Origin of the sequence: Bacteroides sp. 4_1_36, from assembly GCF_003466325.1 — a bacterium.
Classification (GTDB): domain Bacteria; phylum Bacteroidota; class Bacteroidia; order Bacteroidales; family Bacteroidaceae; genus Bacteroides; species Bacteroides uniformis.
In genome coordinates, this window is sequence record NZ_QSOX01000039.1 from 1 (window position 1) to 11,856 (window position 11,856).

Annotated in this window: 4 protein-coding genes and 2 pseudogenes; 4 read left to right on the forward strand and 2 right to left on the reverse strand. The window is 46.8% G+C overall.

The features are described 5' to 3' along the window. Positions 1-318: 318 nt before the first annotated feature. A complete protein-coding gene (locus DXD65_RS20365) occupies positions 319-759 on the reverse strand; it encodes a DUF6078 family protein (protein ID WP_005833259.1) in 441 nt (146 codons plus the stop codon). Positions 760-915: 156 nt separating this feature from the next. On the opposite strand from DXD65_RS20365, the gene DXD65_RS20370 reads away from it, so the two are divergent. The 4 genes and pseudogenes from DXD65_RS20370 to DXD65_RS21590 form a co-directional block, all read left to right on the forward strand. After that, on the forward strand, positions 916-5,052 hold the full coding sequence (locus DXD65_RS20370) for a hybrid sensor histidine kinase/response regulator transcription factor (protein ID WP_117887899.1): 4,137 nt from the start codon (positions 916-918) through the stop codon (positions 5,050-5,052). Between the two features lie 166 nt (positions 5,053-5,218). Beyond that, on the forward strand, positions 5,219-8,497 hold the full coding sequence (locus DXD65_RS20375) for a SusC/RagA family TonB-linked outer membrane protein (RefSeq protein WP_199670754.1): 3,279 nt from the start codon (positions 5,219-5,221) through the stop codon (positions 8,495-8,497). 23 nt (positions 8,498-8,520) lie between these two features. Further along, a complete protein-coding gene (locus tag DXD65_RS20380; RefSeq protein WP_005833256.1) occupies positions 8,521-10,578 on the forward strand; it encodes a RagB/SusD family nutrient uptake outer membrane protein in 2,058 nt (685 codons plus the stop codon). A gap of 761 nt (positions 10,579-11,339) precedes the next feature. Then, a pseudogene (locus DXD65_RS21590) lies at positions 11,340-11,558 on the forward strand (family 43 glycosylhydrolase); the annotation flags it as partial. A 229-nt stretch (positions 11,559-11,787) separates the two neighbouring features. Here DXD65_RS21590 and DXD65_RS21375 read toward each other — a convergent pair. Then, a pseudogene (locus DXD65_RS21375) lies at positions 11,788-11,856 on the reverse strand (DNA-3-methyladenine glycosylase I); the annotation flags it as partial.

Consider the following 11,856-nt stretch of genomic DNA (forward strand, 5'->3'; position numbering starts at 1 on the left):
CATAATAGTAACACATTTATTAGTTTGTAAATGTGTCTACCTATATCAGGATAAGACATGAAACCAATAGTATTTGCTTAAGAAACTAAAAGTTTCATACTGAGAACTAGGCATATAGCACTATTCTGTGGTGAATGAAGTAAGTATCGGATACTGCTTTTGTTATGGCGTGATGGATGGTTGTGAAGATTTTTATCTATCACGGGTATCTTTCACGCTTTAATCGGTTTATAATCAAAAGGATATCCCCCTCTGCGTGATAGCATGACAGATGTTTTTCAAAAATAAACTTTGTAAGAGCTGAGCTGTCCGGATGCTTCAATCGTTGTAGCTGTATTCTTCGCTGTATCTCTCGAATTTCGGTTCTTCGGCAATTCCGTATTGTTTGAAAACCTGACGGATATATGCTTGTGCCTTTGGAAACAAGCCTTGTTCCTGGCGGTAAAAGCGATAATAGGTGGTCTTGCCAAAGTGTCCTACAAGCTGGTTCCTCATCGGGGCTGCACATTTGTGGGGTACATTGTCCAGCAGATGCCGGATGCCCCATGCTACTCGGTACTTTTGGGCTTTCCGAAAATAAGGGCAGTCGGTGGTATCGGCAGGGATACGGTTCGGGTTGATGATACTTAAGGTGGGATATTGCGAGGTACAATTGATAGCGGCCAGATGGTGCAGGCATTCTTCCTTATGGATGCACTGGCTGTGGAAGCAATGCGCAAAGCCATAAGGCACAGACTGGTAGTCGAATTTATTTTTCATATGTTGTTTGCTTGTCTACGGTTAGGGTGTAGAACACGGCTGTAAAGGTAAGGAATAAAGCCTTGTTTGAAGTATTTGCAGACAAAAAAAGAGCATAATTCTTCTTTAAAGTGAGCTGAACTTGCTATATTTGTCATAATTCCTAATATCTGGTATATGAAAAATAGAGTAAGTTTTTTTTGTTTGCATACGTGTCTTCTCCTGTTCAGCTTTTGGACAATGTATCCTGCCTTGGGGCATGCGGCTGATGGGAATGTTATTTCCCGTTTGAAGTTCAAGCAGATTTCTACATTAGACGGATTACCGACGGATGAGGTCCAGAAAATATATCAGGATAAGGAAGGGTTTTTGTGGTTTGCCACCCGGTATGGTTTCTGTAAATACGACGGTTACCAGATTACTGTCTATAAATCGAGCTTGAATACTCCCGGTTTGTTGACCAGTAACAACATTTATTGTTTTGCCGATGACAATGACGGCTTCTTGTGGATTGGTACACAAGAGGGGTTGAACACACTCAATAAGAAAACCGGAGAAATCCGTCAATATACTGCGCCTGCCATTCCCAACAATGCGGTCTCATGCCTGTTGGTCACCCGGGAAAATGAGGTATGGATTGGTACGGATTCTGGCTTATGCCGGTATGTGGCAGAGAAGGACTCCTTCGTGATGTATGACGGCAAGTCCACCGATGGTATATTTCCCGCAGCTTCCATCAAATCGTTGTTCGAGGACTCGGATGGGGATTTGTGGGTCGGTACCTGGTCCAGTGGTCTTTTTCGTTATTCCCGGAAGGAGGATAAATTCTATGCATATCCCAAAATCAATGAACGGAACTCGGCACATGTTATCTATCAGGATTCAAACCGGAAAATGTGGGTCGGTGGCTGGGATTGCGGATTATTTCTCTTGAATCACCCAAAGGATATGGCAAACGTGTCTTATACGCATTATTCGCATAGGATAGGGGATGATGCCAGCTTGTCGGACAATATTGTTTATGATATTGTGGAGGATGTACACACCCATACCTTGTGGATAGGGACCCGGGTGGGGCTGAGCATTATGAAGCAGGAGAATCCCGGTACATTCATTAATTACAAGTCGTTGCATTCGGCATATCATATACCTTGTGATGAAATAAATTCACTGTTGCGCGACCGCTTCAATAATATCTGGCTGGGTTCCATTGGCGGCGGTGTCCTGATGATAGACACGAAACAATCTCCGTTTGCTTTCTATTCTTTGAATCTGGCAGAGGATGACGTGCCTACTACTGCCGTCCGCGCTTTGTTTGCCGATGCAGATAAAGACCTTTGGCTGGGTACCGGAAGTTATGGGCTGGCACGCAAGGATTATGAAACCGGTGTGTTGTCGTTCTTTTCCCATATCCCGGAATTCTCGGATATTCCCGGTGTACCCACGGTCAATTACATTATTCAGCGTAAGAATGGAGAAGTATGGTTCGCTACCTATGACGGTGGTATCTTGATTTATGAGAAAGGAGAGAAAGTGAAGGTGCTGACTGAATCCGACACGCCTTATCTCTATTCGGATTGCGTTTCGGCCTTGTGTGAGGACAGTAAGGGGAATTGTTGGGTAGGCTGTCGCGGCGGTATGGGAATCAGTTTGGCCGATGGAGGGCATTATAGGTTCGGAACACTTTCTTTTGCCGGAGGCGGGTTGGCGGATTGGTATCATGTGAAGGACATTGTGGAGGATGCGGATGGCAGCTTCTGGATTGCGACAGCCAACTATGGAATTATACATATTATGGGGGATGTGCAGCATCCCGAAACGCTGAAATATAGTAACTATAGTTATAACAACGGCCAGCTGGCAACGAACTCGGTGTTGTGTTTGCATGTGGATAAATCGGGAAGGCTATGGGCCGGAACTGAGGGAGGAGGGTTGTATCTATATGATTATAAGGAAAATGTATTTACGGAAAAGAATCAGGAATATCAGCTGTCTGCCGACATGATAGGGTCTATAGAGGAAGACAGGCAAGGGTGTCTATGGATGGGGACTAATATGGGGCTGGTACAGCTTTTTGTACCGATGGACGAGAATTTGGCTACGGTCCGTGTCTATACGACAGCAGACGGTCTGCAGGATAACTTTTTCATATCACAGTCTTCTTGCAGTAGGGAGGGCGAGTTATTCTTTGGAGGAAATAAGGGTTATAACAGTTTCCTTCCTGCATCTCTGGAGAAAGACAATGAAGCTGTGCCTTATCTGATTACGGATATAAAAATCTTCAACCGTTCTTTTGCGGTATTGGAACCGGAGGTCAGAGAACGGATTTCTTCTGTCATGCCTTCGTTTACGCGGAAGTTAGATCTGCCTTACGGATATAATAATTTCAGTATTGAATTCGCATCCCTTACTTATAAGAATCCCGGTTTAAATCGGTATGCTTATCAGCTTGTAGGTTTTGACAAGGATTGGCAATATACGGATGCCAACCGCCGTTTTGCCTATTATAATAATTTGAAGAGCGGTACTTATCGGTTCCGTCTGAAAGCCACCAATGAAAATGGCATTTGGAGTCAGGAAATCCGTGAACTTGAGGTGGTGGTATTGCCACCGTTCTGGGCTACATGGTGGGCTTATATCATTTATGCACTGATAGGGGCAGCTATTGTCTGCTTCATTCTCCGGACAGCAAAGAACAGGATGCAGCTGCGTAATGAGCTGCATCTTCGGGAGATGGAGAAGTCCAAACTGGAAGAACTGAATCATGCCAAATTGCAGTTCTTTACAAATATCACGCATGAACTGCTGACTCCGCTGACCATTATCTCGGCTACCGTCGATGAGTTGAAGATGCGGTTTCCCGGGCATGACGACCTTTATACGGTAATGGGTAGCAATATCAGCAGGCTCATCCGTCTGTTGCAGCAGATTCTTGAATTTCGTAAAGCAGAAACCGGCAATCTGAAGTTGCGTGTCTCTCCAGGAGATGTGGCGGCGTTTGTGAAAAATGAAGCCGAATCTTTCCTGCCGCTTGTCAAAAAGCGCAAGATACATTTCTCCGTACTCTGTAATCCGGAGTCGATTATCGGTTATTTTGATACGGACAAGCTGGACAAGATTCTCTACAACCTGCTTTCCAATGCCGCCAAATATAATAAGGAGGGTGGCTATATACAAGTCACGCTGATGTATGCCGAAGACAGGGACTTCGTCCGGTTGCATGTAAAGGATAATGGCAGTGGCATTTCAAAGGACAAGCAGAAGAGCCTCTTCAAGCGGTTCTACGAGGGGGATTACCGGAAGTTCAACACCATTGGTACGGGCATCGGCCTTTCTTTGGTAAAGGACTTGGTGGAGCTGCATGGAGGAAGCATTGAAGTGGAGAGCGAGGAAGGCCGGGGAACGGAATTCATCGTGACCTTGCCCGTAGACCGCTCTTACTTTAAGGAAGAACAGATTGATGAGGAAGCTGTACTTCCGGTACAGAAAACCGTTACCTATCTTGAAGAGGAGAATGCGGAGAATGTGGTTGCTGAAAAGCCCAAAGCGCATACCATACTGGTGGTGGAGGACAATGAGGAGCTTTTGCAGTTAATGGTCCGGCTGCTGAAACGTGAATACAATGTCCATACGGCCGAAAACGGTCAGGAGGCTGTGACTGTGCTTGACAATGAGGATATTGACCTGATTGTTTCGGACGTGATGATGCCCGTAATGGACGGCATCGAGTTTTGCAGGTATGTGAAGAACAAGTTGGAACTCAGTCATATTCCCGTGATTCTTCTGACAGCCAAGAACAAGGAGGAAGACCGTGCCGAAGCTTATGAAGTGGGGGCGGATGCCTTTATCAGTAAACCGTTCAACCTGGCCGTGCTGCATGCACGCATCCGCAATCTGCTGAAATACAAAGAACGCAAGGCGCATGACTTTAAGAACCAACTGGTGTTCGAAATCAAGGAACTGGACTATACCAGCATTGATGAGGACTTCATGCAGCGTGCCATTGACTGCGTAAACCGCCATCTGGAAGATTCAGACTTCGACCAGCCCCAGTTTGTGGAGGAGATGGGCACCAGCAAGTCCACCCTTTACAAGAAACTGAAATCCCTGACGGGACTGAATACTTCTGCCTTTATCCGTAACATCCGTCTGAAAGCGGCCTGCCGCATTATGGAGGAGAAGGGGAGTTCCGTGCGTATTTCCGATCTGGCGTATGCCGTCGGTTTTAATGACCCAAAATATTTTAGCTCTTGTTTCAAAAAGGAATTCGGCATGTTGCCAACGGAATATCAGGAACGCTTCATACAGTCATAGATCAAGTCAAATTATGCTTCAATTAGGTCGAATAACTAAAATTCTACCTCGTAGAAGCATTATTGGAGGTCTTCCTATCAGCATTCGCCTACATTTGCCATTGTTTTCACGGTTAAAATGAAGAGTGAAAGTGAAACAATTAATGTTTAATCTTAAAGTTTATACAATGAAAAGACAGAGATTCTTTGAAGGACTCGGGCTGAAAGTGTATGTCACTTTGGCCATTTGCATGGCCCTTCTGTTGAATGTTCAGTTCTTGAACGCACAGAGTTCGACAATCAATGTAAAAGGTGTGGTTAATGATGCGATGGGACCGGTGATTGGTGCCAGTGTAGTGGAGAAAGGGAATGCGACGAATGGAACAATTACCGACATTGACGGTAATTTCTCCTTGAAAGTCCCTTCGGATGCCACTTTGACAATCAGCTTTATCGGTTATAAGACGGTAGAGCTGCCGGTGGCTGGAAAAACATCCTTTACTGTGACTCTGAAAGAAGACAGCGAAATACTGGACGAGGTGGTAGTGGTAGGTTTCGGCACGCAGAAGAAGGTGAACCTGACAGGTTCTGTGGGGCTGGCTACGGCGAAGGAAATTGAAGCACGTCCGGTAGCGAATGCCACGCAGGCATTGCAGGGCTTGGTACCGGGCTTGCAGATTACGACCAATACCGGTGAACTGGACAAGAATATGTCCATCAATATCCGTGGCAACGGTACCATCGGTGACGGCTCAAGCGGAAGTCCGCTGATTTTGATTGACGGTATGGAAGGTGACATCAATACGGTGAATCCGCAGGACATCGAGAATATTTCTGTATTGAAGGATGCTGCCGCTTCCTCTATTTATGGGTCGCGTGCACCGTTCGGTGTTATCTTGGTGACTACCAAGAAAGGCAAATCGGGCAAGCCGACTATCAACTACAACAACAGCTTCCGCTTCAACAGTCCGGTGAATCTGCCGGAGATGATGGACTCCTATACCTTTGCCAACTACTTCAATGAGGCTGCACGCAACGGTCAGGACAATGCCCAGTTCTCTGATACAGTGATGCAGCAGATGCTTGACTTCCAGGCTGCGGGAGGTACTAATCGTGGCGGTTTGCCTACTGATGGCAATGTATGGGGTAAACCGGCAGGCGACCCGTTTACTACGGCGTATGCCAATACTGACTGGTTTTCCGAAATCTACAAGGGCTCTTCCTTCTCGCAAGAACATAATTTCAGTGTAAGCGGTGGTGGTGACAAGTTCAATTATTATGCTTCATTGGGCTATCTGGATCAGAATGGTTTGCTCCGTCATGGTTCCGATGACTTGAAGCGCTATAATGCTACTGCCAAATTTGGTGCCGAGCTGACCAAATGGTTGAAGTTCAATTACAGCTTGCGTTATGTCCGTCAAGACCTTGGCCGTCCTACCAATTTTGGTGGCGGTTTGTATGAGAGAATTGGCCGTCAGACTTGGCCTAATCTTCCGGTTTATGATGAAAACGGCTATTATTTTAATGGTAATGCCGATACGCCGGCGATGTCACTTGCATTGGGTGGTGAGCGCGATGTGCAGACAGATAAGGTTTATCATCAGGCAAGCTTGGTATTCGAACCCGTGAAGAATTGGATTACCAATGTTGAGTTCAACTATAGTACCAATTCTATAGATACACGTGAAACCGGACTTCCTTACTATAACCACGATGTGAGTGGAAATATTGTGGATACGCAAGGAACCTCAAGTCTCTATCAAGACTACAAGAAAGAGAGCTACATGAACTGGAATATTTACTCCACTTATTCTCTTGCTATCAATGATGATCATAATTTTAAGGTAATGGGTGGTTTTCAGTCCGAAGAAATGCGCCAGAAGTTTTTTAGTGCCAAAGGATATGGCTTGCAGGTGGAAGACCTTCCGGAACTGGACTTGATTTCGAATATTGACGGCGCCGGTAAGGATAAGGTGCCCGAGGTGGGTGGCTATCGTAATGAGTGGGCCACAGCGGGTTTCTTTGGCCGCTTGAACTATGATTATAAAGGTCGTTATCTGGCAGAGGCCAATCTGCGCTATGATGGTACCTCCCGCTTCCGCCGTGGCAATCGTTGGCAGTTGTCTCCCTCCTTCTCTTTGGGTTGGAACATTGCCCAGGAAAACTTCTGGGAAGATTTTGCGGATGTTTGCAATCAGTTGAAGTTCCGTTTCTCTTATGGTGAACTGGGGAATATGAATACAAACGGCTGGTATCCTACTTATCGTGCCATGACATTGAAGCAGGCAAACGGAAGCTGGCTGCAGAATGGACTGAAACCAAACACTGCTTATGTAGGCGACCTTATCAGTACAGCCTTGACTTGGGAGAAAGTGCGTACCTGGAATATCGGTCTTGACTGGGGGCTGTTCAACAACCGTCTGACCGGGTCATTCGATGCTTATATCCGTTATACGGACAATATGGTAGGTCCGTCTGTAGAGTTGCCCGCTACATTGGGTATTGCGACTCCCAAGACCAATAACTGTGACTTGAAGACGAAGGGTTGGGAACTTACCATCGGATGGCAGGACCGCACCAACTTCGGTATGGGCTATGGCATTAAGTTCAATGTTTCTGATGCACGTACTTATATAGACAGATACCCGGGTAACCCGACAAACTCAATCAATACTTATATCGCAGGCCGCGAGATTGGTGAAATCTGGGGCTTTGAAACCGTGGGAATTGCCAAGACAGATGATGAGATGCAGGCGCATCTGAATAAAGTGGGCGGACAAAGTGCCATCGGTTCCGGCGTTTGGACTGCCGGTGACATCATGTATGCCGACCAGGATGGCAAACCGGGCATCACCAAAGGTGCACAGACTTTGGAGGACCACGGTGACTTGAAGGTGATAGGCAACAATACTCCCCGTTATCATTTCGGTCTTGACTTGAATGCCAATTACAAGGGATTTGATGTTCGCCTCTTCTTCCAGGGAGTGATGAAGCGTGACTACTGGCAGGGTTCCAATATCTTCTGGGGCGTTGGCCAATGGGGTATGTGGTGGTCAACCGGTTTGAAGGAACACGAAGATTACTTCCGTGATGAACCCGTCGGGCTGGCCGGTCATGAGATTGCCGCCAATGTCAATTCATACTATGCGCGTCCGAGATTTGACAGTACCCAGAACCAGGAAACCCAAACCCGCTATCTGCAGGATGCGTCTTATATCCGTTTGAAGAACTTCCAGCTTGGCTACACATTGCCTGCTTCCATGATTCGCAAAATCGGTATCACCAACTGCCGCATCTTCGTATCGGGCGAGAATCTGTGGACGGGAACCAAACTGAGCAAGTTGTTCGATCCCGAAACCATCAGCGGTGGTAACACGGACAGCAATGCTTCTGCACCTATCAAGAGTGCCGGTAATGCATACCCGCTTTCAAGAACTTGGTCTTTTGGACTTAGCGTATCACTTTAATCCCATAAATAATGAAGAATATTATGAAATCGAATTATAGATATATTGTAAAAGCGTTCATGGCAATGGCAGTGATTGCCGGAACGACTTCCTGCGATGATTTTCTGGACAGAGAGCCGATGTCAAGCATTTCTCCCGAAACCTATTACTCCACTGCGGCCCAGTTGGAAGCCAATCTGAATGATGAATATCCCAATGTCCTTCCGTCATTCGGCCAGTGGACTTATGGCATCTTCGGTGAAGACAAAGGAACCGATAACCAGATAGAGGTGAATGCCAATGACCGCTATACCCAGGATCGCTGGAAAGTACCTCATAGCGAAAGTGACAATTGGAAGTTCGAACGCATCTATCGTATTAATTTCTTTTTGTCTGAAGCACTTCCCAAATTCGGTGAGGACATGAGCGGTTCACAAAATACAATTTCCGGGAGTGTAGCCACCATCAAGCACTATATCGGAGAAATGTACTTCCTGCGTGCTTACGAGTACTTTAAGAAGCTCCAGTTGTTCGGCGACTTCCCGATTATCAACCAACCGCTTGCCGATGAGATGGAAGCTCTCCGTGAAGCCAGCAAACGTTTTCCGCGTAATGAAGTGGCACGTTTCATCATTTCCGATCTTGACAAGGCTTATGCCTATATGAGTGATGTCGATATGGCGACGACCCGTATCAATAAGGATGTTGCGATGCTGGTTAAGTCACGTGTGGCACTGTTCGAGGCTACTTGGTTGCAGAATTTCAAGGGTACGGCATTCGTACCTGGTGGAGAAGGCTGGCCGGGGGCATCTCTTCACAACAATTATCAGTATCCGAGCGGAAACATTGATAATGAAGTGAAGTACTTCTTGGAACAGGCCGTAGAGGCTTCCAAACTTGTAGCAGATAAATACAAAGGGAGTTTGACGGAGAATACCGGTGTGTTGCAACAATCAGCTGATGACCCGTCAAATCCTTACTTTGATATGTTTGCACAAGAAGACCTTTCGGATGTGAAGGAAGTACTGTTGTGGCGCCAGTATGCCCGCGGACTCTCTACTCATAACATCAATGCCGCTGCCGGACGTGGTAATTACCGTATCGGTCTGACCCGTGGATTCGTACAGAATTTCCTGATGAAGGATGGTACTCCGGTTTATGCTCACGGTTCTTATGCGGATGGTGACGGCTATTATATGGGCGACAAGACGGTTGCTGATGTACGTGTAAACCGTGACCCGCGTCTCAGTATCTTCCTGAAAGAACCGGGACAGAAGAACATCCTTTTTGAAGTTGATAATAATGAAGGTACGGAAGTTGTGATGGAAGAGCCCTATCCGGCCATTACGAGTGGTGACGGTGAGCGTGGCTATGCTACCGGCTATGCATTGCGCAAGGGTGGTTCATTCAACCGTAAGTATTATGCCAATGGCGGTGGTTATACGGCAGCTGTATGTTTCCGTGCGGCTGAGGCTCTGCTGAATTATATGGAAGCAAGTTATCTGCTCAATGGAACGCTGGATGCTACGGCTCGTGAATATTGGACTGTACTTCGTCAACGTGCCGGCATCAGTACTGATTTTGACAAGACTATCGCTGCAACGGACATGAGCAAGGAGGCTGAAAATGATTGGGGAGCCTATACGGGTGGAAGTGTCATCTCTGACAAGACTCTGTATAATATCCGTCGTGAACGTCGTTGCGAGTTCCTGGCTGAAGGTCTTCGCTACATGGACTTGTGCCGTTGGCGTTCTATGGACCAACTGATGACTGCTCCCAGCCATCTGGAAGGTATGCATTTGTGGAATACTCCGATGGAGGACTGGTATCTGGATGATAATGGAAAATCCATTTTGGTTGCTGACGGGACAGACAAGGCTAATGTCTCATCGAAAGACAAGAGTGAGTATCTCCGTCCGTTCGAGAGAAGCAGCAACCAGTCTGCCTATAACGGCTGTACTTGGAAGATGGCACACTATTTGAATCCTATCATGATCAAGCAATTCCAGTTGACAGCCACTTCGGGAGCGGATGTATCGACTTCCATTCTTTACCAGAATCCTTATTGGCCGGTGGTAGCTGACCAGCCGGCTGAGAAATAAAGGCATTTTTCAATAGGTATTTGATTTAGGGGGTAGGATACACTTTCCGGTGAGAAGGCGTCCTGCTCCCTTCTTTATAAATAGAAACAAGACAGAGTATGACTAATTTTAATTTCAAGTTTTTAGGGGCATGGTTGGTTATCGTAGCGTCAATCACCGGCCTACAGGCACAAAATGATTTCACCTTAAAGGGAAAGGACGAAATGGTTCCGGCCGGAGTGTGGAACGATGTAAACGGGGAGTATATTAATGCACACGGTGGTGGTATACTGTTATTTGACAGTAAATATTATTGGTTCGGTGAACACCGTCCGGCAAAGGGATTCTCTACGGAAGTGGGAGTAACTTGCTACTCTTCTACCGATTTATGTAACTGGAGATACGAGGGGGTGGCCTTGTCTGTATCGGAAGAAGCGGGCAATGAAATAGAGAAAGGCTGTATTATGGAACGTCCCAAGGTGATTTACAACAAAAGGACGAAGAAATTTGTCATGTGGTTTCATTTGGAGCTGAAGGGTAAAGGCTATGAGGCTGCCCGTGCGGGAGTGGCTGTCAGTGATTCTCCGACGGGACCTTATCGTTTTGTTTCTTCGAGTCGTGTCTGCCCTGGAATATTTCCGCTGAATATGACGGAGGAAGAACGGGACATGCAGTGGAATATGGAACAGTTTGAAGAATGGTGGACACCCGAGTGGAGAGAGGCTGTAAATAAGGGGTTGTTCGTGAAGCGTGACTTGGAGGGCGGACAGATGTCCCGTGACATGACATTGTATGTTGACGATGATGGGATCGCTTATCATATCTACTCTTCGGAAGAGAATCTGACCTTGCAAATAGCCCAACTGACAGATGACTATCAAGGACATTCCGGAAAATATGTCCGTCTCTTTCCGGGGGGACACAATGAGGCACCGGCTATCTTCAAGAAAGACGGCACTTACTGGATGATAACCTCCGGCTGTACCGGTTGGGCACCCAATGCGGCGCGTCTGTTCTCGGCTCCTTCCATCTGGGGACCGTGGACACAGCATCCCAACCCTTGTCGGGGTGAGGGAAGTGATAGGACTTTCGGCGGTCAAAGCACTTACGTATTGCAGCTTCCCGGTAACCGCTACCTTTTCATGGCCGATATTTGGCGGCCCAAGAGCCTGATGTATTCGGAATATCTTTGGATTCCGGTCCGGTTTGATGAAGAGGGGATGCCTTATCTTACCCTTTCCGGCAAATGCAATCCGTCAGATGGTCGTTGATAAACCCCGAAGCTTGCAGATGGGCATA

Coding starts and splice junctions, on each gene's coding strand:
- DXD65_RS20370 (WP_117887899.1), top strand. CDS start 916: ATGAAAAATAGAGTAAGTTTTTTTTGTTTGCATACGTGTCTTCTCCTG.
- DXD65_RS20365 (WP_005833259.1), bottom strand. CDS start 759: ATGAAAAATAAATTCGACTACCAGTCTGTGCCTTATGGCTTTGCGCAT.
- DXD65_RS20375 (WP_199670754.1), top strand. CDS start 5,219: ATGAAAAGACAGAGATTCTTTGAAGGACTCGGGCTGAAAGTGTATGTC.
- DXD65_RS20380 (WP_005833256.1), top strand. CDS start 8,521: ATGAAATCGAATTATAGATATATTGTAAAAGCGTTCATGGCAATGGCA.